Source organism: Halomonas sp. FeN2 (assembly GCF_020595105.1).
Classification (GTDB): Bacteria; Pseudomonadota; Gammaproteobacteria; order Pseudomonadales; family Halomonadaceae; genus Vreelandella; species Vreelandella neptunia.
The window spans coordinates 2,830,172-2,853,169 of record NZ_CP074200.1; the positions used below are offsets into that span (position 1 = coordinate 2,830,172).

Consider the following 22,998-nt stretch of genomic DNA (forward strand, 5'->3'; position numbering starts at 1 on the left):
TGTCACTTGCCAAAAAGGGTAGTTAGCCGATGAAGTGTTTGTTGGTAGAGGACGACCAGGCGCTGGCTCGCGAGCTTAGCCAAGCGCTGCGCGACGGCGACTGGCTTGTTGAGCATGCGGCTAACGGTCAGGATGCCGATTTTCTGGTGCGCACGGAAGCCTATGACACGCTGATTCTGGATGTCGGACTACCCGATGGCGATGGCACCCGCTGGCTTTCGGCATGGCGGGAAGATGGCATCGACCTACCGGTGCTTATTCTTACTGCCCGAGAGCGCTGGGCAGATAAAGCCGCGGGGTTTACTGCTGGGGCGGATGACTACGTCACCAAGCCGTTCGAGTCAGCGGAAGTCCTGTTTCGCCTGCGCGCCCTGGTGCGCCGCAGCCACGGCCATGCCCATCCGGTTCTGAAAGTGGGGGAGCTGAGTTTGGATACCCACACCCAACACGTTACCTTGGCAGGGCGGCCTGTGGGATTAACCGCCCAGGAAACTCGGCTGCTGGGCTATTTAATGCACGCCGCACCGCGGGTTGTGAGCCGCACCGAGCTCTCGGAGCACGTTTACGATCGCGACCACGAGCCGGACTCTAATGTGATTGATGTTCAAGTCAGCCGCCTGCGCCGTAAGTTGGGTAGTTGGCGAATTGCCACCCTGCGGGGCCAGGGCTACCGACTACTGTCAGAAGAGCCCGCCACCGAATGAGTCAACCCAGCACGACGTGGCGTGAACAATGGTCAAGGCGTTGGGCTAAGCGCTCTATCAGCCTGCGGCTATTGCTGGCCGTGCTAGTGATGATAGGGCTGGCGCTGCCTATCGCTGGCATGCTGCTTTCCCACCACTACCGCGCCGCCGCAACTCAAGCCTTTGACGAGCGCCTGGGGGCCACCCTCAACGTCATTATCGCAGGCGTTACCTATGACCCCATCGAGCAGCAGCTCGTCCACGACCGGGCGCTGGGTGACCCGCGTTTTGAGACTGTCTATTCCGGCTGGTATTGGCAAATCACCGATGGCGAGGAAAACACCCTGGCCTCGCGTTCGCTGTGGGATCAGCGCCTGCCGGTGATCGATAGCGACACCCTTAGCGCTCGCTCGATACCTGGCCCCCGGGGGCAATCGCTGCGCGTGGTAGAGCGGGATATTTACTTGGCGCCGTTAGAAGCGCCGCTACATATTAGCGTCGCCGCCCGGGACGATGTGTTGGCCCGGGATATTGGCGAATTTCAGCGCCTGCTATGGGGCGGTTTAGTGGGCTTGGGCGTGCTTTTGCTTGGCGTATTGGCGCTCCAGGTACGCTGGGGGCTAGCGCCACTGCGCCGCATGCACGCCAACCTGCATGAGGTAGAGCAGGGGTATGCTGAACAGTTAGATACCCGCTTGCCCGACGAGCTGGCGACGCTTGCCGCTTCAATGAACGCGGTGCTGGCGCGCGATCAGCGCTTGATCGAGCGTGGCCGCCATACCGCTGGCAACCTTGCCCATGCGCTGAAAACCCCGCTGAGCGTGATGCGCCTGCAGCTACGCCAACTGCCGGAAGCGAACCGTGCCGCCTGGGAGGTTGAGCTAGAACGCGTGGATAGCGCGGTACGTCATCACCTGGCACGGGCATCGGCAGCGGGCGAAGGCGTTCGCTTTGCGCCCATTGATTTGCACGCCACCCTGGCACCGCTGCTCAATGGGCTGGCTAGGCTCGCCCAGCGGCGTGGCATTGAGCTGCGCCAAACCTGGGCGAGTGAGATTAATGTGCATATGGATGGCCAGGATATCCAAGAGCTGGTGGGTAACCTAATGGATAACGCGCTACGCTGGGCGCATAGCGATGTGCAGCTACAGGTAGCGATGCACGAGCAGCAGTTAACCTTAACCGTTAGCGATGATGGCCCCGGTATGTCCGAAGCCGAGTGTCAGCAGGCGGTACAGCGCGGTAAGCGGTTGGACGAACAGCGCTCGGGCAGTGGCTTGGGTTTGGCCATTGTGACTGACCTTGTCACCCTGTACAGCGGCCATATGCACCTTAGTCGCGCCAGCACTGGCGGATTGAAAGTGGTGGTGGAGCTGCCCGTCGTCGCGGGTAATCGTCGCGCGTAACTAATGGAGACCGCACCGAATGAATCGCACAGATACGCTGCCCGATATAGTCGCCGGCCCCCTGTTAAGACGCATCAGCACTACCCGTCTGGTGCTTTGGCTTGTCGCTACCCGGCCGCTGAACATGGCCTTGGTACTGCGCCCAGGGCGCACCGATAGCCAGTCGATCAGCTTAGCGCACCATCAGCAGTGCATCCCCATTGGCCAGCGGGCCTTTATCTACCTAATTGATTGTGAGCTTGAGTCAGCGCTGCCCTGCGACGAGCGCATCGAGTACGACCTGCAGGTGGAAACCCAGCAGGGCGAGTGGCGTTCTTTGCCTGAGTGGGCGCCGTGGCTGTGTTATGACGGCGCCGCCTATCCCGCCTTTGTGATTGCCTCGCGCCATCACCGCCTGATGCATGGCTCCTGCCGCAAGCCCCATCACGACAGTGCCGATGGTCTGGTGCGCGCCGACAGTTGGCTTGCTGAGCAGCAGTCAGCCCCCACCGAGTGGCCCGCTTGGCTGCTGATGACCGGTGATCAGGTGTACGCCGACGATGTGGCCGGGCCGATGCTACGCGCCGTGCATGCGCTGATTGAGCGGCTAGGGCTGGTGGATGAGTGGCTGGAAGGCGCGACTGTCGACGATAGTCAGGCGCTCTACCGCTCGCCGGATAGCTACTACCGGCGTGCGGAGCTGCTGCCGGATGTGACCAGCAACGCGGCCCTGCGCGAGCGCTTCTTTGGCGGTGTCAAAAAGCCGGTGTTTACCTCGGCGAATGCCCATAACCACCTGATGACGCTGGCTGAAATGCTCGCCATGTACTGCCTGGTGTGGTCGCCGGTGCCCTGGCAAGTGATTGCCCCTGAAGCGCCCGCCCTTGATGAAAAAGACGCCGAACTCTATCGTCAGGAGAAGGCGGTGATCGATACCTTCGCTGAAGGTTTGCCCCAGTGCGCGCGGGTAATGGCGCACCTGCCCAGCCTGATGATCTTCGATGACCACGACGTTACCGACGACTGGAACCTAACTGCCGACTGGGAGCGCGCCGCCTACGGCCATCCGTTCTCTAAGCGTATTATCGGTAACGCCTTGGTGGCCTATCTGCTCTGCCAAGCCTGGGGTAACGATCCGGATAAATTGAACCCATTAGTCCATCATGCCTCGACCCTGCTGGGTGAGGGCGACCAACCGCTAGCCTGCGCTGAACAGGATGGGTTGATTGAGCGGCTTTTGCGCTTTCAGGGCTGGGAGTTTCAGGTGCCTGGCACCCCCGCACTGATAGTGCTGGATACCCGCACCCGGCGCTGGCGCAGTGAGCGTAGCCCGCACCGGCCTTCAGGCTTGATGGACTGGGAGGCGCTAATGGAGATGCAGCAGGCGCTCATGGGGGCCAAAAGTGCGGTGATTGTCTCTCCCGCGCCGATGTTCGGCGTCAAGTTGATAGAGGGAATTCAAAAGCTGTTTACCCTCGCCGGTAAGCCGTTGGTGGTGGATGCCGAAAACTGGATGGCCCACCGTGGGGCAGCCAATACGCTGCTGCAGATTTGGCGGCACTCCAAAACCCCGGGCAACTACGTGATTTTATCGGGTGACGTGCATTACTCGTTTGTCTACGACATTGTGGTGCGCCATCAGCGCCGTTCTCCCCACCTGTGGCAGATCACCTCCAGCGGGATCAAAAACACCTTTCCCAAAAACCTGCTCAATACCTTTGACCGGCTCAATCGCTGGCTCTACGCGCCGTGGTCGCCGCTTAATTGGTTCACCAAGCGCCGCAAGCTAAGCGTTAACCCCCGCGATCCTGATCGCGCCAGCGCTGGTGAACGGCTTTGGAACGCCAGTGGTATTGGTTTAGTGACGCTTGATGAGAAGGGCCACCCTATCGATATCCGCCAGCTCGACGCTGACGGTAGTGAGGTGGTCTTTCCGCCGCGGGAGAAGCCGCTCACTTGAGCGCCAACTGGCTGACGTCACTGATGTTTGTCATGATAGCGTCACAAAAATGACGCACGCTTGCAGCTTATTAACAACCTCCAGGGAAGGTGACAGATCACAGGCACCACCGCTGGTTATTAGGGTGGCAGAATAGGGCAGCAGGCAAATGACCGCACAAGAAGCGCAGTGGCTTAACCAAATTATTGCGTCAGAAGAGCTACACGTGCTCTTTCAGCCCATTGTGGACGCCAGTCAGCAGGCGATTTATGGCTACGAAGCACTGATTCGCGGGCCGAAAACGTCGCCGCTGCACTCGCCGTTACGGCTGTTTGATGTAGCCACCCAGGCCGGGCTACTGGTGGAGTTAGATATTCTCTGCCGACGTCTGGCTATTCGTCGCTTTGCAGAGCTTGAGCTGCCCGGTTTGCTGTTTCTTAACGTAATGCCACTGACTATCGTTGAGCGTGATTTTCGCGAAGGCTTAACGCTTGGCTTTATTCGTGACAGCGGCTTGCCCCCGGAGCGGGTGGTGATCGAGCTCACTGAACACGTGCCAATCCATGACTACGAGCTAATGCGTCAGGCGGTGGATCACTACCGCACCATGGGCTTTCAGGTAGCGCTGGATGATCTTGGTGCGGGCCACTCAAGCCTGCGCCACTGGTCAGAGCTGCGCCCCGATTTCGTTAAGCTCGACCGGCACTTTATCTCCGGCATTGACCAGGATCCTGCCAAGCGAGAATTCCTGCGCTCGATTCTCGACGTGGCGCGTAGCCTGGACTGCCAGGTCATTGCCGAAGGGGTGGAGACCGCCGCTGAGCATCTTTGCTTGTGGGAACTCGACCGCGGCCTTGCGCTGCTGCAAGGCTTCTATTTCGCCCGCCCCAGCCAGCAGCCGCCTTTAGAGCTCAACATGCTGCTACCGGCGACCACTCACTTAAAAAGTCCCGCCGGCCGCACCGCACGCTCGATTTTGCGGGCGACCGATCCCATAACGACAGATTGCGCAGTGCCTTATCTCTCCGATCGATTTCGCCAACAGCCCAGCTTGCGCTGTGTGGCCGTGCTGGAAAACGGCAAGCCCGTGGCGGTGGTGCGCCGCAATGCGTTTTTAACCCTGTTTACCAACCCCTATAGCCATGCGCTGTATGCCAAGCGCCGCGTACTGGACGTTGCGGATGCACGCATGCTGGTGGCCGAAGCGGATACCCCGCTTGAGATTTTGAGTCAGAAGTTGACCGATAGTCGGGATATTGAGCAAGAGGACTTTGTCATCGTTAACGCTAACGGTGACTACCTGGGGATGGGCAATATCGTTGACCTGTTGCGTGAGATTACTGCGATTCAGGTGCGCCAAGCGCGACATGCCAACCCGCTTACCGGCCTGCCGGGCAATATTCTGATTAATGAAACCCTGGCTAGCTACTTGGCTGCCGAGCGGGGATTTGCCGCCGCCTACGTCGATTTAGATAACTTTAAAGCCTTTAACGATGCCTATGGGTACGCCCGAGGCGATCACATCATTATTTCACTTTCGCGGCTACTGCAGGCGCAGGTAGAGAACGCCGGGGGCTTTATTGGTCATATTGGCGGTGATGATTTTATGATGTTGCTGCCGCTTGAGCACTGGGAAAGTGTTTGTCAGCAAATTCTGCACTCATTCGAGGTGATGGCGCCGGGCTTCTATGAAGAGTCTGATCGCCTTCAGGGCGGTATTTATATCGAAAACCGACAAAATAGGCTGACGTTTTTCCCTTTTGTTAGCGTCTCGATTGCGGTGAAGCCCATTCCCAATACAACCAGCTGTCAATCGCTGGATATTGCTGGCGAACTTTCTGAACTGAAGCATCAGGCCAAAAAAATCCCTGGCAACAGTTTGTTTGTAGAGCGCCGTGGTCACGAAGCCTCTCCATCTGTGCATTAATACCCTTCGTCAAAACGTCACGAAGTGGTCACATAAGTGCCCCATTTCTGTCACTTGAAGCCGTCAGGATGTCGTCATCTTCTAATAACGCTACAGGTGACCCATGCAGACATTATCTCTCTCCCGCACGTTAATCAGCGCCACCGTTGCTAGCGCCTTCGCCCTGGCTGCGGTGAACGCTTCTGCGGATCTCTCGTCGCGCTATGTGGATAACGATGGCGATATGGTCGCCGATGTGCCCAGCGATGAGTCTCAGTGGGTGGATCCGGATACCTTGGTGTTTGCCTATACTCCGGTTGAAGACCCAGCGGTTTACGCTGACGTCTGGTCTGACTTTTTGGATCACCTGAGCGACGCCACCGGCAAAAAAGTGCAGTTCTTCCCGGTGCAGTCCAACGCTGCCCAGCAGGAAGCGCTGCGCGCTGGCCGTCTCCACGTCGCCGGTTTCAATACCGGCGGCGTACCGGTCGCGGTTAACTGCGGTGGTTTCCGCCCCTTCGCCATGATGGCCGCTGAAGATGGCAGTTTTGGCTATGAGATGGAGATCATTACCTACCCAGGAAGCGGCATTGAAGCCGTTGAAGACTTGCAGGGTCGCCAGCTAGCGTTTACCTCCGAGACTTCCAACTCTGGCTTCCGCGCTCCCTCTGCGCTGCTGCGCTCTGAGTACGGTATGGAAGCGGGCGAAGATTTTGAGACCGCGTTCTCTGGCTCCCACGATAACTCTATTCTTGGCGTCGTCAACGAAGATTACGACGCGGCGGCGATTGCTAACTCTGTAGGCAAGCGGATGATTTCCCGCGGTGTGGTGAACGAAGGTGATTACGACATCATCTACACCTCACAAACCTTCCCCACCACCGCTTACGGGCTGGCGAATAACCTGAATCCGGAACTTGCCGAGAAAATTCAGGATGCGTTCTTCAGCTACGACTGGGAAGGCACTGCCCTCGAGTCAGAATTCGCCAACTCCGGCGAAGCACAGTTTATTCCGATTACTTATCAGGAAAACTGGGAAGTTATTCGCACCATCGCTGACGCCAACGGCGTGACCTACGACTGCGATTAATCTCTAAGCAGTACCCCAATACGATCGGCCAGGAGGGCAACCTTCTGGCCGAACCGCTATGTAGATGAGGCACTTCCATGTTGACACTCACCGGCGTTGGCAAACGTTACCCTACCGGGGATCGAGCGCTGACGGATATTGAACTCACGCTGCCCAAAGGCCAAGTGATGGCGCTGATTGGCCCCTCTGGCGCGGGTAAAAGCACGCTAATTCGCTGTGTTAACCGGCTGGTTGAGCCTACCCAGGGCAGCATTCGTCTGGACGGCACGGAGCTGACGAAGCTCTCGGGGCATAAGCTGCGTCACGCCCGCCGCTCCATGGGTATGATTTTCCAAGAGTATGCGCTGGTAGACCGCTTAACCGTGATGGAGAACGTACTCTCGGGTCAGCTCGGTTATGTGGGCTTTTGGCGCAGCTTCCTGCGCCGCTACCCGCAGGAGGCCGTGATTGAAGCCTTCCGTCTATTGGAGCGAGTGGGGCTGCCGCATGCCATTGATAAACGCGCCGATGCCCTGTCCGGTGGCCAACGCCAGCGGGTGGGTATCGCCAGGGCGCTCCTGCAAAGTCCCAAACTGTTGCTGGTGGATGAACCTACCGCCAGCCTTGACCCAAAAACTTCCCGGCAAATCATGCGCTTGATTCGTGAGCTATGCGCAGAGCGCGAATTGGCGGCGATCATCAATATTCACGACGTAGCGCTGGCCCAGCAGTTTGCTGACCGCATTGTCGGCCTGCGGGCGGGTGAAATCGTCTTTGATGGCCTTCCCAGCGAACTCACCAGTGAGATACTCACCACGATTTACGGTGAAGAGGATTGGGACACCACGCCTGAACCAATGGACGATGAAGTCAGCGGCGATGAGACGACTAACACTACCCCGATTAATCCTTCCTACGCGCGGGTGATGTCGACCATTGAAGCGGGAGCGGCACGATGAACGAGCAGGCACGCCAGCAGGCGGCGCAGCGCGGTCAGTGGCGGCGACTACCACTAATTGAGAGTCCCCGTTTGCGCTGGGGGCTCGCCATCGGCGCAGTGGTGTATCTGTTTTTAGCGCTTGCCTCGGTCGAGGTGAACTGGACGCGGGTGGCGGAAGGCGCGGGCCGAGCGGTTAATTTTTTAGGCGCCTTTATGCAGCCCGACTTTGTCAGCCGCTACGACGATATCGTCGCGGGCTTGCTGGAAAGCTTGACTATGACGCTCACCTCCACGGTACTGGGTGTGCTACTGGCGATACCCGTGGGCTTAGGGGCAGCGCGAAATATTTCACCACTGCCGATCTACTTTGTGTGTCGCGGGATTATCGCCGTTTCACGTACGTTCCAGGAGATCATCATCGCCATTCTGTTTGTGGTGATGTTCGGCTTTGGGCCCTTTGCGGGCATGATCACCCTGGCATTTGCGACGATTGGCTTTATGGCCAAGCTGCTGGCGGAAGATATCGAGGACTTGGATTGGCGGCAGGTAGAAGCGGTGCGCGCCACGGGCGCCAGTTGGTGGCAAACCATGAATCACGCCGTGCAGCCCCAGGTCATGCCGCGTTTGATCGGGCTTTCCATGTACCGTTTGGATATCAACTTCCGGGAGTCCTCGGTGATTGGCATTGTCGGCGCGGGCGGTATTGGCGCCACGCTGAATACCTCGCTGAGCCGCTATGAGTACGACACCTCCGCGGCGATTCTGCTGATTATCATCGCCATCGTGCTGCTGTGCGAGTACAGCTCAAGCCATGTCCGCCGCTGGACGCAGTAAACGCTGATTCAGTAACTGCTGGATCCGTAATTTCTGGCCCCTTAATTTGTCGAGAGTTTAAATGCCTGTTTCCACTACACCTCAGGGTCTGCCGGTTTGGCGGCGGCGCACTACTCGCGCTCAATGGTTGCAGTACCTGGCTTGGCTGGCAGGTGTCAGCCTATTTCTGCTCTGCTGGAAGATGATTTCCGACAATACCATGTGGGTGTTTGTGGAAGATGCCGGTCGCCAGGGAGCAGACCTGATCAGCCGCATGACCCCTCCCGAATGGGGCTACGCCAATGTGCTCTGGAAGCCCATGTGGGACACCATTAATATCGCTACTTTGGGCACCGCGTTAGGGATTATGATGGCGTTTCCGGTGGCATTTTTAGCCGCCCGTAACACGACGCCGCACCCGCTGGTGCGAAGTTTGGCGCTGATGGTGATCGTCTCATCGCGCTCCATTAACTCGCTGATTTGGGCGATGCTGCTGGTCACCATTCTTGGCCCCGGCGTACTGGCGGGGATTATTGCCATTGCCCTGCGCTCCATCGGCTTTGTGGGCAAGCTGCTTTACGAGGCGATTGAAGAGATCCATCCCACGCCCGTTGAAGCGATTAGCGCTACCGGCGCGAGCCGACTGCAGGTGATGAACTACGGTGTGCTGCCCCAGGTGATGCCCGCGTTCGCGGGGATTAGCGTTTACCGCTGGGACATTAATATTCGCGAGTCGACGGTATTAGGCTTGGTCGGGGCAGGTGGTATTGGTCTGCAGTTGAATGCCTCGATCAATAGCCTCGCCTGGGATCAAGTTAGCGTCATCTTTATTATGATTTTCGCCACCGTGCTGGTGTCGGAGTGGATCTCTGCCCGCGTGCGTCACGCAATTATCTAAACTGCAAGCTGCCTAAATCGGCGAGGTTACCCCTATGCGCTTTCCTGAAGCCGAGCTAACAACGATAGATTTACTGCGCCACGGTGAGCCGGTGGGTGGGCGTATGCTCCGCGGCTCCACTGACCATCCGCTGAGTGAAACCGGCTGGCAGCAGGTGACCGATGCCGTCATGCGGCAGACGGTCGACGGACATTTGCCCTACGATGCGATCGTGACCTCGCCGTTAACGCGCTGCCGCGAATTTGCCCTATGGCTGGGTGAAGAGTTTGATCTGCCCGTTCAGGTAGAGGACGATTTCGCCGAACTGCACTTGGGGCGGTGGGAAGGCAAAACCCACGCCCAGGTATTTGCCGAAGAGGGCACCGAGCGAATGAGTGCGTTTTGGTTCGATCCTGCCGCGGTGTCTCCCCCTGGCGGCGAAACCCTGCAAGCTTTTGATGCGCGATTGGCCGAGGCCTGGCAGCAGCTGTTAAGCAATCCGCCTGGTAAGCATGTGCTGGTAGTGGCGCATCTATTTGTCTGCAATGGCCTGCTGCGCCAGGTAATCGAGCAGCCACTTTCGCGGGTACTGGCAATGGATTTACCCTACGCGGCAATGAGCCGGGTGCGTCATGAGCGCCATGCGCTGGGTGAAACCAGCTTTGTCGAGTGGATTGGACGTTAAATATTGGCGGCTAGGCATGCTTTGCGCCATCATGAAGGCACGTTGGTTTATCGGAGCGGCTGTCCATGAGATTGGTTCGCCTGTGGTCTCTACCTTGCGGATTGGCCCCCTCTGGAAGGTGGCTGCTTACCTGCCTGTTACTACTGGCACTAGCGGGTTGTGCCAGCCGCGATCTTACCCCCATTGAGGCACCCCCTAACCGCGCAGGACTCTCTATGGAGCGTGCGCTGATTCTCTCCCATGCCCAGCAGGCCATTGGCACACCGTATCGCTTTGGGGGAAATACGCCGGATGGTCTGGACTGCTCTGGCTTGGTGGAAATGACCTACCGGGCGGCGGGTATTCGCGTTCCGCGTACCGCTGATGAGCAGTTTCGCGCCTTGCCCCAGGTGAAATCCCCTCGCCCTGGCGATCTGCTTTTCTTTGGCGACCGTCGCAAAGCGACCCACGTAGGGATTTATCGTGGCAACGGCCAAATGATTCATGCGCCTGGCAATGGCCGCGCAGTAGTCAGCGTGCCGTTAGAGATCGATTACTGGCAGGCGCGCTTTTTGGGTGCCGCCAGCCCAGCGCCTTAAGGGGCGTTTAACTCCGCCGCTTGTTAGGCCGGAAAATCCGTCAGGCTTAATGACTTGAATCAATATGGCGTTCCGCACACGCCCTATACTCGCGCTGCTTTGTCATTAATCTATCTATTGAAATGAAACATATTTAACTAGCTGACAAAGTGCGGCAGACTTAGCTAAACGCATCATTTGATGCGGATAATAATAATTGGACACGCCGCTTACCCCAACGACGCTATCTGTTTGAGGCTAAGCCATGAAAACTATCATTAACCGCATGTCGATGCGGTTTAAATTTGCCTGTGTGTTGGTGCTTCCCTTGCTTGCCCTGGCCTGGTTTGCTGCACAAGGCATTATGGAACGTTTGGCTACCGTGCAGGAGTTTGATCGTCTGCACGCCATGACCCAATTAGCTCAACGCGCCGGTGATGCCGTGCACCAAATGCAGCTTGAGCGCGGAATGACCGCTGGCTTTCTGGGCAGCGAAGGTAATGCCTTTGGCGACCAGCTTAAACAGCAGCGTCCCAACACCGACGCCGCTGTGCAGGCTTTCCAAACTCAGCGTAATGCCTTGGATCCAGCGCTGTTAACGCCTGCTGTCCAGCAACGACTCAACGAAATTGACGACCAGTGGCAGCGCCAGGCAGCCTTACGCAAGCGTGTCGATGACCTGGATATTGCGATGGGCGATGCGTTAAGCCACTACACCGGCATCAACGGTCAACTAATGGCCTTTGTGGGTACGCTGTCGCATCTCACCAGCGAAGGCGGTATTGCTCGCCAGTTAAGTGCCTACTACCAGTTGCTGGAAGCCAAAGACTTAGCGGGGATTGAGCGGGCGCTGCTTTCTAATGCCTTCGCCAGTGACGGCATGCCTGACGCTACACTGCGCCGTTTCTTGTCCTTGTTGGGCGAGGAACAGGCATTCTTGACTAGCTTCCGCCTGTTGGCTGGAGAAGAAAGCCGCGACCAGCTTGACCAGGCGTTAAGCGGTGCAGAGATTGAACGCCTCTTGGCCCGCCGCGAATTGGCGATCAGTCAAGCGCAAACAGGCGGTTATGGGGTCGACCCAGAGCAGTGGTTCGAGTGGCAAACGGTAAAAATTGCGCGCCTCAAGGCCTTGGAAAATCATGTTGCTGATACGGTGGTGGCACAAACCGTCACGCTTCGCGAGTCGGCGCAACAGGCTCTTTGGCAGTATGCGGTAATTGCCCTCGTGGCCAGCTTGATGGCGATTATTGCTGCTGTATTGATCGTACGCGCCATTACTCAGTCGCTTAACCAAGCGCTAACCAGTATCGCGACCCGGGGTGGTGATTTAACGCAGCGCTTGGAGGTGCCGGGTAGCGATGAGTTATCACAACTATATCAGGCGTTTAATGAATCGTCGGAAGTTACCGAAGCGCTGGTGGCTGACGTAAAGCGCAATGCGCAGTCGGTGGCGGTGGCCAGCAATCAGATGGCCCAGGGCAACCAAGACCTTGCCCAGCGAACCGAAGAGCAGTCCGCCTCGCTGGTGCAAACCGCGTCGAGTATGGAGCAGATCACCGCCACGGTGCGCCAGAGTGCTGAAAACGCGCAGCAAGCCCAGAAGATGACAGGTGAGGTGGTTCAAGAGGCAAAAGAAGCCACCGCCGTCGCTTCTCAAGCCCAAACAGCCATGCAGCTTATCCTGCAAGCCAATGAGCAGGTAACTAGCATTGTGGCGACTATCGATAACATCGCTTTCCAAACCAATTTACTAGCCCTTAATGCCTCGGTTGAAGCGGCGAGAGCCGGTGAGCATGGGCGCGGTTTTGCAGTGGTCGCCGACGAAGTGCGCAAATTGGCTAGTCGTAGTGCCCAGGAGGCCAGCCAGATTCGTCAATTGATCGATAATAACGTGGCAAAGATTTCAGAAGGCGAAAGCCTAGTGACTACCACCAATGAAACTCTGGGGCGGATTGCTCAACGGGTAGGGCAAATGGCAAGCCTGATGGATGAAATGGCGTCGGCTACCCATGAACAGTCGGCAGGGATTGAGCAAATTAACCGTGCCATGGCCCAGTTGGAAGAGGTAACCCAGCAAAATGCTGCATTGGTTGAGGAAATGGCCGCGGCTAGCCGCTCCCTTGATGATCAGGCAGACGACATGACCAGCAAAGTGAGTGATTATCTGGTGCGCGATATTGAGCCGGCCTCAAGCCGTTTAACCATGTCCTACGCATAGCGTTAAAGCCTTGATAGGGTGGGCACCCTTAACTTTTTGTATTGGCAGCCGATAATGCACTTTAGTATTGCAACGCCCTCGCGCCGGAATAGGGTGTTAATATACAGCAGTGTTAATATACCTATGCAGGAGTAGGTGCGAGATATCAAAGTAGTGCGGGGGCGTCCTAGGGTGTCCGCCGTGCTATCCTCATCATCGCATTATTTGTACTTGAACAGCCCTATATAACGGCGAACCTATATGGCGATGTCTCTATAACAATGACGAGGAGAGCAAAGACGTATGCACGAATCCTTGAAGTTATCGAAGGAGCAGTCTTTGTCTCAACAGCCCTCCCTGACAACATCAATTCCCCGCTTGAACACGATGCCAACAGCGCCTAAGCGCTATACAGCGTCACCCGCTGAATCGGTATTTTGCTACGCCAACGAAGCGATCATTATTACCGATGCGGAAAACCGGGTAGTGGAGGTTAACCCTGCTTTTTGTGAGTTAACGGGGATCACCCAGGGAGATGTGCAGGGCAAAACGCCAGAAGCGTTCAGTATTTTACCGCTGGATGATAGCCGAACCACGCGGTTGATGCGGGAAGAGCTGCAGTTGCGTGACCGTAGCAAAAGCCAGGTTAGCTATCGTAGCCATGATGGCCAGTTTTATCCGGGCATGATGTCGATTAATCGCGTGCGCAATGAGCAAGGTGAGATCGATCACCATGTGATTGTGCTTGCTGACCTTTCGGCCATTCCAGCCCATGCCCGCCACCTTAATCGAGAAGTCTATTTCGATGCCCTAACGGGGCTGCCCAATCTGCAGCTACTGACACAATTGATTCAAGAGTCCATGCAGCATGCAGAAACCAAACAGCTACCCTTGGCGGTGTGCTCGCTGGATATCGACTTCTTCAAAAATATTAATGACCGGCTGGGTTCCACCGTGGGCGATGCGCTGCTTTCCTCTTTTTCGCAGCGGATAAGCCATCTGCTGTTCGGGGATGATGTGTTGGCTCGGGTGGGGGGCGATGAGTTTGTGCTGTTACTCCATCATGGTGTCGACGACGATTTTTTTGAGAAGTTGTTAGCCTCCATTCGCCAACCGCTGATGATTGACGGGCAGAGCATTCACCTGACGGCAAGCTTGGGAGTAACGCTCTATCCGAATGATCAGGTTCAGGGCGACCTGCTGTTACGCCATGCCAATCAGGCGATGTACCGTGCTAAACAGCGGGGCCGCGATACCTTTCACTTGTTTGACCCTAACCATGACCGCTTACTACAGGTGCGCCATGAGCAGCGTCAGCGCTTTATTGATGCGCTCAATAACAATGAACTGCGCCTTTATTACCAGCCCCAGGTCGATATGCGCAGTGGCAAGGTGGTCGGTCTTGAGGCGCTGATTCGTTGGCAGCACCCTGAAGAGGGGCTGCTTGCACCTGGGCAGTTTTTACCCATTATCGATACCACACCGTTAGAAGTGGAGCTTGGTGAATGGGTCATTGAACGAGCGCTGCGCCAGTTGAGTGAGTGGCAAGTTCAAGGCATTGCGCTACCGATCAATGTGAATATAAGCCCAACGCATCTGTTAGTGAGTGACTTTAGCCAGCGGTTGGGCGAGCTATTGGCAAGCTACCCTGATGTCCCTCCAGCAATGCTCAAACTCGAAGTGTTGGAGAGTGCGGCGATGCACGATATCGAGGCCGCGCTGCAAAACATGTCGCGCTGCCAGTCGCTGGGAGTCAGTTTTGCGATTGATGATTTTGGCACCGGGTTTTCGTCTTTAACCCACCTGCGGCAGCTACCGGTATGTCTGATTAAAATCGATCAGAGCTTTGTCCGCGATATGCTTAGCGACCAGGACGATATGGCGATTGTGGAAAGTGTCATTTACATGGCTAATCGCTTTAAGCGACCCATGCTGGCAGAGGGTGTAGAAACCTTAGAGCATGCCAAAGCCTTGATAGCACTAGGCTGCGATTTAGCTCAAGGCTATGGTATTGGACGGCCGATGCCCGCAGAGGCATTACCTAACTGGTTAGCGAATTGGCCTAGCCGTGAAGAGTGGAGTTCACTTGCCCTAGTGGACAATTAGGCGGCTTGTTCCTCTAAAGATTGCTCGCCAGCGGCTGATTCATCTGCAGAGGCTGTTACCGCGGCACCGTCACTGCGAGCTTGCTCCATTTCACTGCGCTGCATGGAGGCTTCAAGCTTGGCTTCCAACAGGTACTGGCGCGCTTGGGCGGCCACTTGGTGGTCTTTTGGTGAGGGATCCGCAGGTGCCATGGCAGCGGCGATCACGGTCTGCATTTTTTCAATTGTGGCTTGGGGGTCATTGGGCACCGGACCGTAATCGATCGGTACCTCCCCCGCAACCGCATACCGCTTGCCATCGGGGCCAACTTCATACTCATAGCTGGCGCCGCCAGTATAGGCACCGCCCACTGTTTGGTGGGCCATTTCATGTTGGCGAACTTCGCGATCGGTCTGTTTAAGCTGATCTAGTAGCTGAATCTCTTCCGGCGCCATGGGCGTGCCGTCTGCCCGTTTGGGGCCAGCTTCGGCGCTGCTGCTCTCTTCGCTCGCGCTCGTCGTTTTAGGGTCGTCTGTAGACGCCGTATCTTCTTCAAGTGCACGGCCTTTTGCTGTTTGCTCAACGCGCGGGGACATTGTATTCGCTGAAGGATATGTCCAGGCAGCATAAGAAACGGTGCTAATGGAAGAAACGGCCATAGGTCATTACCGACTAAGTACGAGTTGGGATACCATGAAGTATTAGCGAGCGATACCGACAGTGCAAGTTTTTGCAGTACTAGATCGCTACTTTTCCGACACGATGGCACTCTTATGCCAGCCCTATCTTATTGCCAACCCTATGCAAACCATTGATGTAGTTATTAATCTTAATTATGATGAGTGTTTGGCTCATTACGAAGGGCGTATTGCCAATGTGCGTACCCGCAGCGTAGATGGTCGTTGGGTGATATTTCCGGCCGAGGCGATTCGTCGAGTAGTAAGTCGCGACGGCGTGCACGGTATTTATCGATTAAGTTTTACCGAGCAGGGCCGATTTATCAGCATTAATCCTTTAATCGGACGTTGAATTGCCTATGCACCGCCATGGAACACCGATCACTTTAAATGACCTCATTTATTCCATTATTCCCAATTTAAACAGTGCTGAAAAGTTAGTTTTCGCTACGCTAGAGAGCTTGATTGAAACGGCTTCAAACCCTTTGGACATCCTTAAGCGCACCGATCAACGTCAGGCGTTTGGTCTGGAAGTTCATCGTATACGCATCAACCTGGAACACCTGCTCGACCGTTACCGAACCGAGCTAGAAGCCGTACTACGCAGCGAAGGTGAGTATGCCGGCCCGGTACTATACCCCGACCCCCAAGAAGCAGATGCCATTCGCAGCGCTGTGGATATCTATGTTCATGTATGCGCCTTTCAACGCGGCGAGCGTCCCAGCCCCGTGCCTCGGCGAGAATCTACGCCGCGTATACGACCATAGTGTAACATTCACAACATGGCATCAACATTGCTTGTATAATGTGGCAATTATGACTTTCAGGGTTACCCCCTTGAAAGCAAGCAGCCTGCCTATCCGGCGTTGGCTGTAGACACATTAGGAGATATACCATGTCTGCCTCACCTGTCACATTGATGGTGGCTCGTCGCGTTGAGCACGGCCGCTACTCCGATTTTAATCGTTGGCTTAATGAAGGGCGCGAACTGGCGGCCGATTTTTCTGGCTACCTCGGCTCCGGCGTATTGGCGCCACCGGCTGACGACGATGAATACCAGATTATTTTCCGCTTTAGCAGCAGCGAAACCTTAGCCGCTTGGGAGCACTCTGCCTCACGCCATGCGTGGTTAGCGCGCGGTAAAGGCCTGTATGAGGCGCCCCATGAACACCGGGCTACTGGGCTGGATGCGTGGTTTCAAACCGGTAGCAGCGCACCGCCGCGCTGGAAACAGGCCGTTGCTGTCTGGTTGGCTTTCTTTCCTATCTCGCTAATTTTTCAGCTTGTATTTGGTGGCGTCCTGGCCGATTGGGCGCTGCTGCCGCGGGTAGTGGTGAGTACCCTAATGCTGACGCCAGTGATGGTATTTGTGTTTATTCCGCTCTCTATGCGTTTGCTCGCGCCCTGGCTGCAAGGTAAATGGTCACCGTTGGATCTGCTGGCACGTTGGCGCCACGCGCACCGATCATAACGCACCTAATTAATAGTTGCTTTTGACGCAGCGTTGATACTGATGCTCCTATGATGATGGGCTATATGGTACTAAGCTTAATGTGCCGTTAGAAAAGGAATAAGTGTCGCCAGTGCAATGCTGGCGCGCAACTCAGCCCCACGGAGAGTTTATGATCCACGTTCACCATCTGGAAAAGTCTCGTTCGCACCGCATCCTATGGCTACTTGAAGCCCTGGAGCTGGAGTACGAGTTGGTGGTTTACCAACGCGATGGCAAAACCCAGCAAGCGCCAGATTCGCTGAAAAAAATTCATCCGCTGGGTAAATCACCGGTGATTACCGACGGCGATTTTACCGTGGCCGAATCGGGCGCCATCATTGATTACCTGTTGCAGCGCTATGGGCAGGGGCGCTGTCAGCCTTCAATCGATGATATGAATGCGTGGGTGGATTACCGCTACTGGCTGCACTATGCCGAAGGGTCGTTAATGCCACTGCTGGTGATGCAGCTTGTGTTTAGCCAAATTCCCAAACAGTCGCCCTGGCTGATTAAGCCACTGGCTAAAGGGATTAGCGATACGGTAAGCAAGCGCTTCTTAGCACCGCAGCTTAAGCAGCACCTTAACTTTATTAATCAACATCTGCTGGCGCAGGGGAATTTTGCCGGGCCGTGGCCAAGCGGTGCTGATATTCAAATGAGTTTTCCGCTACAGGCAGTGGCCGCCGTGCAGTCGTTGGAAAAGTATCCAGCCATCGCTGCGTTTGTGTCGCGTATTGAAAAAGACGCTGCCTGGCAGCGAGTGGTCGAGCGGGCGGGCCCGCTTACCATGCCTGGCCAGTGAACAGCCACCATGTACTATTTTACCGCGTCTGCAGCTTTTCCAGTGGAGCTGTTGGGCAGTGTTGACGACTACTTGGGGCGTTGGGGTATCGTCTTGCTGCTTGTGTTCCTTCTTTTGGCGCTGCTGGGCAACCTGTTGCTCAAGCGGCGCATGCGACATAACCGGGCGCTACTCCAGACCAATAAAGAGATGCTGGCGACTATCCTGGATAGCGTCGATGCCTTTATCTATATCAAATCCCCTTCCTTAGAGTATCAATACGTTAATCGTCGCATTAGCGACCTATTTGGCCTGCCTGCCGAAAAAATAATCGGTAAGCGCGATGAGGTGTTTTTTGATGCAGGCAGCGCTGCTGAAATCACTCAAGTTGATCGCAGCGTATTAGAGTCGGGTATGAAAGTAACTGTGGAGGAGAGCCATGTCTTGCAGGGCGAAAGCCGGGTAAGAACGTTCTTATCGATTAAAATGCCGCTCTCCATGTCACCCGGTGCAGTTCCCTGCCTGTGCGGTATCTCGACTGAACTGACTGACTACCTGGAAATGCAGTCACGTACCCACTATCTGGCTTTTTATGACTCGCTGACAGGGCTTCCCAACCGGCGGCTACTGATGGATTCCCTAACGGCCGCTATTGAGCACGAGGAGTGGGCTGCGTCCTATAGTGCGGTAATGGTGATTGACCTGGATAATTTCCGCTTAGTGAATGACATTCAAGGCCATGAGAGTGGCGACCAGCTATTGATCAGCGTTGCTGAACAGCTACGTCAGCGGCTAGATGCAGAGGAAACCTTGGCTCGCTTTAGTAGTGATGAGTTTGTTGTGCTGATCAATAACTTAGGCGAACAACAGCCGAACGCTGCACTAAAAGCCGAGCGCGTGGCGCGTCAACTGCTAGAAACGATTGCGCAATTGAGAAACAGCCATTCGTTACCGATCAGTGCCAGTATTGGTATTTCACTGTTTACGGGAGGAGGCGAACACAGCATGGATAGCGTGCTGCAACAGGCTGATATGGCGTTGCAGAAGGCTAAAATCACGGGCGGCAATACGCTGTGTTTTTTCAACACAGAGATGCAGACCAGCGTATTGGAGCGGGCCAGTTTAGAAGCCGATTTACACCAGGCGCTCGAGCGCAACGAACTGGCACTCCACTATCAAGTGCAGGTCGACCATCAAGGCGTGACTACCGGCGTTGAGGCGTTGCTACGCTGGTATCATCCCCAGCGTGGCTGGGTATCCCCCGCGACGTTTATTCCGCTGGCGGAGGAGAACCGGCTGATTGTCCCGATCGGTTACTGGGTGCTGCAGTCAGCCTGCGAGCAGCTAGCGAAGTGGTTCCATCAGCCGACCTATGCGTCGTTAAGTATTTCCGTCAACGTGAGTTCAGTGCAGTTTCAACAGCCGGAGTTCGTGCGGGATGTTGAGGCACTATTAGCAGAAACCCAGGCACCGCCGAGTCGCTTGGTGCTCGAAGTCACTGAGAGTTTGTTAATGCACGAGCCGGTGAGAGTGCGCAGCACGATGTTGAAACTGCGTGCTAGGGGGATACGTTTTGCATTGGATGATTTTGGCACCGGCTACTCATCGCTGAGTTACCTGAAGCGCTTACCGTTGGACGAGTTGAAAATTGATCAATCGTTTATTCACGAGCTGCTGACCGATAAAACAGACGCCGCAATTGTCGATACCACGATTCTGCTTGCGGTGAGTTTAGGTTTAACTGTGGTCGCGGAAGGGGTAGAGAAAAAAGAGCAGCTTGACTGGCTGAGAGGCCACGGCTGCTACCGCTATCAAGGCTATCTATTTGGCCGCCCGACGCCCATTGAATATCTTTTCGAGACCTATTGAGAGGGAAAGCAAAACCCCTTTCCAGCACGCTGAAAAGGGGTAAAGGGTAGTACCTATCAATTTGTCTGGCTTAGCTGAAAAGCGCAAAGCTATCGGCGTTGAGCCACATATGCACCAAAATACTGGCGATGTAGCCGAGCAAAATAACCGGCGACCAGCGTAAGTGGCCCATAAACGTATAGGATCCCCTTGCCTGACCCATTACCGCCACACCGGCTGCGGAGCCTATCGATAGTAAGCTGCCCCCGACGCCAGCGGTTAAGGTAATCAGCAGCCACTGGCCATGGGACATATCGGGCTCCATGGTCAGCACCGCAAACATCACCGGGATGTTGTCCACCACGGCCGAAACAATGCCTAATACGATATTGGCCGCGGTCGCGTTCCAACCGGTATATAGCGCTTCTGACAGTAAGCCGAGATAGCCCATGAAACCCAGCCCACCAACGCACATAACGACGCCGTAGAAGAACAGCAATGTATCCCACTCAGCCCGGGCGACGCGGTTAAAAACATCAAACGGCACCACGCTACCCAACTGCGCCAGCTTACGGTTATCACCTTCACGGCTATACCGCTCGCGCTTGCGCTCCAAGGAGCGGGGCAAGCTCCGGCGCAGGTAGTAACCGAAGAACTGCAAGTAGCCCAGGCCGGTCATCATGCCAAGTACCGGGGGCAGGTGGAGTACAACGTGACACAATACGGCGGTGACAATCGTTAGTAAAAACAGCAGTACAATGCGTCGGGCGCCACGTTTCATCCACACATCTTCATAAACGCTTTCGGGTTTTTCATCCTTAATAAACAGGCTCATGATGCATGCTGGAATCATGAAGTTGACCAGTGCGGGGAAGAACAGGATAAAGAACTCCTGGAACTCTACCATGCCTGCTTGCCATACCATGAGGGTGGTGATATCGCCAAAAGGACTAAACGCGCCCCCGGCATTGGCGGCAACGACGATATTGATACAGGCCAGGTTAATATAGCGCTGGTTGCCTTCGGCCACTTTTGTCACCACCGCACACATCAACAGCGCGGTGGTGAGGTTGTCGGCGATGGGGGATAACACAAAGGCGAGACCGCCGGTCAGCCAAAAAAGCGTTCGGTAGTTAAAGCCCTTGCGCAGCATCCAGGAACGCAACGCATCAAAGACACGGCGCTCTTCCATGGCGTTGATGTAGGTCATGGCCACCAGCAAGAACAGCATCAGCTCGGTGAACTCCAAAAGCGTGACGCGGAAAGCGTACTCAGACGCGTCCGACATGCCGTTTTGGACATACACCCAGCCGATGAGGCTCCAGATGATACCGGCCGCCACCAACACCGGCTTAGACTTGCGCATATGGATCTTTTCTTCCGCCATGACTAATGCATACGCCAGGACGAAAATCGCAACAGCAAAAAAGCCAACGGTAGACGTCGTTAGATCTAATTCACCGGTCACTGCAAAAGCATTGGGACTTGCGCCTAATAGTAAGGCCGCTAACAAAAAAAGCCAGCGACGATATAATCGTGGCTGGCGAGAGGGTTGGCACAACGTAGGCATGTGACGTTCTTCCTCATGGTTAAGTTGTCAGGAGTGGTGTAAAAACGCCCTTATTTTATCAGTCTATATTGCGCCGCAATACCTTATTAAAACGAACGAAAGTAGTTCTTCTTAAGGGAATAGCATCTTTTTTTAGTAAATTAATCTTTTAGGTAATGGTAAATCGTGCAGTAATAGTTTTATAAAAAAGTTAATAGCGGTTTAAGAATTATACTATTGACGCATAGCATTGTTGAATAAGATTCAGAGTCTATATCTTTTCAAGCTAATATTAGATGTCAATAAAACACTCTGGCGGGCATGGGGAGGGCGACCGCGGAGAGTGCCTGTCGGAGGACAGTTGTGCTATTTTAATGCGCGCCACGCTCTCAGCTTGGTCATATAACAACTGGGTAAGATAAAAACGAGGCCGATTAGAAGCGGCCGCTGGATACGTTGAGGAATATAACGATGCGCAATCCCTTCCGCTCCCTACACCGCACGCTTTTTGTCTCGGCTGCTACGTTAGTGCTGACAAGTGCCGCCTTCTCCGCCTACGCAGAAACCCGTGTAACCTATAAATCGGCTTCAGCGGGTACCGCCTATTATCAAATGGGTGTAGAGCTCTCAGAAGCGATCCGTCAGGGAACCGATGACGCTATCATCCTCACTCTGGAAGAGAGCCAGGGCTCGGTGCAAAACGTGATGGAGGTCATGGCTCGCCAAGGCAATTATGTATTTACCACGCCGCCTGCGTTAGTCGCTCAGGCCATGGGCGGCGAGGGCGCCTTTGCCGAGCGGCAGAGTCCGCGTTTTCAAGAGATTCGAGGCCTGTTTCCGATTCCCTCTATCACCATGCACTTTGTGTTAGCGGGTGACGAAGGCGTGACTGATATTTCCGCACTGGAAGGTAAGCACTTATTGATTGGCCGCGGCACCTTTGGTGCCCGTGAGGCGGCCCGTTACCTGGAACTGTTTGGTCTGGAAGAGAGCGTGCAAATTGCCGATGCGGCAATTGGTAGCGGCCCCGATGCACTTAAAAACGGTCAAATTGATGGTTTTGTAACCGCTAGCTCTTTCCCCTCGCCCAACGTCATTGAGACAGCGGCCAGCATGCCTGTGACCTTGATTAGCCTCACCGATGAGCAGATTGAACAGATTGGTGCGCCGCGCCAAACGATACCCGGCGGCACCTACCCCGGGGTGGCTCAAGACGTCGAAACCACGTCGCTACCGGTGATTGCCTACACCACAACGGCGATGGATGACGACACTGCCTATACGCTAACCAAGACGTTTTGGGAGCGCCGCGATGCCATGGCCGAAGAGGCTGCCTGGTGGGGCAGTATTAGCCCCGATATGTTGGAAAACATGACCGGCACGCTCCACCCTGGGGCGCTGCGTTACTACCAAGAAGCGGAGATTGCGGTGCCTGACGCGCTGCGTTAGTGGCTTTCTCCCCACCTCCACCTTTCATCTTCCCGCTGCCACGGCGCTTGCGCTGTGGCAGTCCTG

20 protein-coding genes are annotated in these 22,998 nt (G+C 55.4%); 18 read left to right on the forward strand and 2 right to left on the reverse strand.

Annotated elements, in window-relative coordinates; genetic code table 11:
• The first annotated feature begins 29 nt into the window (after positions 1-29).
• From KF947_RS13055 to KF947_RS13110, 12 genes are all read left to right on the forward strand, one after another.
• Positions 30-704: a response regulator transcription factor gene (locus KF947_RS13055; RefSeq protein WP_133731638.1), complete on the forward strand. Its 675-nt coding sequence runs from the start codon at positions 30-32 to the stop codon at positions 702-704.
• The gene (locus KF947_RS13060; RefSeq protein WP_227404143.1) at positions 701-2,089 is read left to right on the forward strand and encodes a sensor histidine kinase; all 1,389 of its coding nucleotides are present in this window, start codon (positions 701-703) and stop codon (positions 2,087-2,089) included. The genes KF947_RS13055 and KF947_RS13060 overlap by 4 nt, the downstream gene beginning before the upstream one ends.
• Before the next feature lie 19 nt (positions 2,090-2,108).
• Complete coding sequence (locus KF947_RS13065) at positions 2,109-4,028, forward strand: alkaline phosphatase D family protein (RefSeq protein WP_227404144.1); 1,920 nt, start codon at positions 2,109-2,111, stop codon at positions 4,026-4,028.
• Positions 4,029-4,176: 148 nt separating this feature from the next.
• Positions 4,177-5,934, forward strand: coding sequence for an EAL domain-containing protein (locus KF947_RS13070; protein WP_133731635.1), 1,758 nt, complete (start codon positions 4,177-4,179; stop codon positions 5,932-5,934).
• Between the two features lie 103 nt (positions 5,935-6,037).
• A complete protein-coding gene (gene phnD / locus KF947_RS13075) occupies positions 6,038-7,003 on the forward strand; it encodes a phosphate/phosphite/phosphonate ABC transporter substrate-binding protein (RefSeq protein WP_227404145.1) in 966 nt (321 codons plus the stop codon).
• 77 nt (positions 7,004-7,080) lie between these two features.
• Positions 7,081-7,941 carry a phosphonate ABC transporter ATP-binding protein gene (gene phnC, locus KF947_RS13080; protein WP_227404146.1) on the forward strand — a complete coding sequence of 287 codons (861 nt, stop codon included), beginning with the start codon at positions 7,081-7,083 and terminating at the stop codon, positions 7,939-7,941.
• Positions 7,938-8,756 carry a phosphonate ABC transporter, permease protein PhnE gene (gene phnE, locus KF947_RS13085; RefSeq protein WP_227404147.1) on the forward strand — a complete coding sequence of 273 codons (819 nt, stop codon included), beginning with the start codon at positions 7,938-7,940 and terminating at the stop codon, positions 8,754-8,756. The genes phnC and phnE (KF947_RS13085) overlap by 4 nt, the downstream gene beginning before the upstream one ends.
• Positions 8,757-8,817: 61 nt before the next feature.
• Complete coding sequence (gene phnE, locus KF947_RS13090; protein ID WP_009287892.1) at positions 8,818-9,633, forward strand: phosphonate ABC transporter, permease protein PhnE; 816 nt, start codon at positions 8,818-8,820, stop codon at positions 9,631-9,633.
• A gap of 34 nt (positions 9,634-9,667) precedes the next feature.
• Positions 9,668-10,297 (forward strand): histidine phosphatase family protein, encoded by a 630-nt coding sequence (locus KF947_RS13095; RefSeq protein ID WP_227404148.1) that lies wholly within the window; start codon positions 9,668-9,670, stop codon positions 10,295-10,297.
• A 65-nt stretch (positions 10,298-10,362) separates the two neighbouring features.
• Entirely contained in the window at positions 10,363-10,875 is a 513-nt protein-coding gene (locus tag KF947_RS13100) for a C40 family peptidase (RefSeq protein WP_133731629.1), read from the forward strand.
• A 244-nt stretch (positions 10,876-11,119) separates the two neighbouring features.
• Positions 11,120-13,072, forward strand: a complete 1,953-nt coding sequence (locus KF947_RS13105) for a methyl-accepting chemotaxis protein (RefSeq protein WP_227404149.1) — start codon at positions 11,120-11,122, stop codon at positions 13,070-13,072.
• Positions 13,073-13,438: 366 nt separating this feature from the next.
• Positions 13,439-15,157 (forward strand): putative bifunctional diguanylate cyclase/phosphodiesterase, encoded by a 1,719-nt coding sequence (locus KF947_RS13110; RefSeq protein ID WP_227406295.1) that lies wholly within the window; start codon positions 13,439-13,441, stop codon positions 15,155-15,157.
• Here KF947_RS13110 and KF947_RS13115 read toward each other — a convergent pair.
• Positions 15,154-15,795, reverse strand: coding sequence for a putative metalloprotease CJM1_0395 family protein (locus KF947_RS13115; RefSeq protein ID WP_133731626.1), 642 nt, complete (start codon positions 15,793-15,795; stop codon positions 15,154-15,156). The two genes, KF947_RS13110 and KF947_RS13115, sit on opposite strands and share 4 nt — an antisense overlap.
• Before the next feature lie 142 nt (positions 15,796-15,937).
• On the opposite strand from KF947_RS13115, the gene KF947_RS13120 reads away from it, so the two are divergent.
• The 5 genes from KF947_RS13120 (at position 15,938) to KF947_RS13140 (ending at position 19,955) form a co-directional block, all read left to right on the forward strand.
• On the forward strand, positions 15,938-16,165 hold the full coding sequence (locus tag KF947_RS13120) for a DUF2835 family protein (RefSeq protein WP_133731734.1): 228 nt from the start codon (positions 15,938-15,940) through the stop codon (positions 16,163-16,165).
• A 7-nt stretch (positions 16,166-16,172) separates the two neighbouring features.
• Positions 16,173-16,580 carry a hypothetical protein gene (locus KF947_RS13125; RefSeq protein ID WP_227404150.1) on the forward strand — a complete coding sequence of 136 codons (408 nt, stop codon included), beginning with the start codon at positions 16,173-16,175 and terminating at the stop codon, positions 16,578-16,580.
• A 128-nt stretch (positions 16,581-16,708) separates the two neighbouring features.
• Positions 16,709-17,284 (forward strand): antibiotic biosynthesis monooxygenase, encoded by a 576-nt coding sequence (locus KF947_RS13130; protein ID WP_133731624.1) that lies wholly within the window; start codon positions 16,709-16,711, stop codon positions 17,282-17,284.
• Between the two features lie 151 nt (positions 17,285-17,435).
• Positions 17,436-18,107, forward strand: coding sequence for a glutathione S-transferase (locus KF947_RS13135; RefSeq protein ID WP_227404151.1), 672 nt, complete (start codon positions 17,436-17,438; stop codon positions 18,105-18,107).
• Between the two features lie 9 nt (positions 18,108-18,116).
• Positions 18,117-19,955, forward strand: a complete 1,839-nt coding sequence (locus KF947_RS13140; RefSeq protein WP_227404152.1) for a putative bifunctional diguanylate cyclase/phosphodiesterase — start codon at positions 18,117-18,119, stop codon at positions 19,953-19,955.
• 70 nt (positions 19,956-20,025) lie between these two features.
• Here the strand turns inward: KF947_RS13140 and nhaD are convergent, their stop codons facing one another.
• Positions 20,026-21,504, reverse strand: a complete 1,479-nt coding sequence (gene nhaD, locus KF947_RS13145) for a sodium:proton antiporter NhaD (RefSeq protein WP_227404153.1) — start codon at positions 21,502-21,504, stop codon at positions 20,026-20,028.
• Between the two features lie 450 nt (positions 21,505-21,954).
• On the opposite strand from nhaD, the gene KF947_RS13150 reads away from it, so the two are divergent.
• A complete protein-coding gene (locus KF947_RS13150) occupies positions 21,955-22,932 on the forward strand; it encodes a TAXI family TRAP transporter solute-binding subunit (protein ID WP_227404154.1) in 978 nt (325 codons plus the stop codon).
• Positions 22,933-22,998 lie beyond the last annotated feature (66 nt).